This is a genomic window from Vibrio sp. 1CM24A (assembly GCF_023161725.1).
Taxonomy (GTDB): domain Bacteria; phylum Pseudomonadota; class Gammaproteobacteria; order Enterobacterales; family Vibrionaceae; genus Vibrio; species Vibrio coralliirubri.
The window spans coordinates 1-536 of record NZ_JALNTS010000026.1 but is presented as its reverse complement, the minus strand read 5'-3'; the positions used below and the strand labels follow the sequence as shown (position 1 = coordinate 536).

General features: G+C 52.6%; 1 rRNA gene. It reads left to right on the top strand.

Annotated elements, in window-relative coordinates:
* Positions 1-536 (top strand): 16S ribosomal RNA (locus MSG38_RS23945); the annotation flags it as partial.

Genomic DNA, 536 nt, shown 5'->3' with positions numbered 1-536 from the left:
TCTCTTGACGTTAGCAACAGAAGAAGCACCGGCTAACTCCGTGCCAGCAGCCGCGGTAATACGGAGGGTGCGAGCGTTAATCGGAATTACTGGGCGTAAAGCGCATGCAGGTGGTTCATTAAGTCAGATGTGAAAGCCCGGGGCTCAACCTCGGAACTGCATTTGAAACTGGTGAACTAGAGTACTGTAGAGGGGGGTAGAATTTCAGGTGTAGCGGTGAAATGCGTAGAGATCTGAAGGAATACCAGTGGCGAAGGCGGCCCCCTGGACAGATACTGACACTCAGATGCGAAAGCGTGGGGAGCAAACAGGATTAGATACCCTGGTAGTCCACGCCGTAAACGATGTCTACTTGGAGGTTGTGGCCTTGAGCCGTGGCTTTCGGAGCTAACGCGTTAAGTAGACCGCCTGGGGAGTACGGTCGCAAGATTAAAACTCAAATGAATTGACGGGGGCCCGCACAAGCGGTGGAGCATGTGGTTTAATTCGATGCAACGCGAAGAACCTTACCTACTCTTGACATCCAGAGAAGCCAG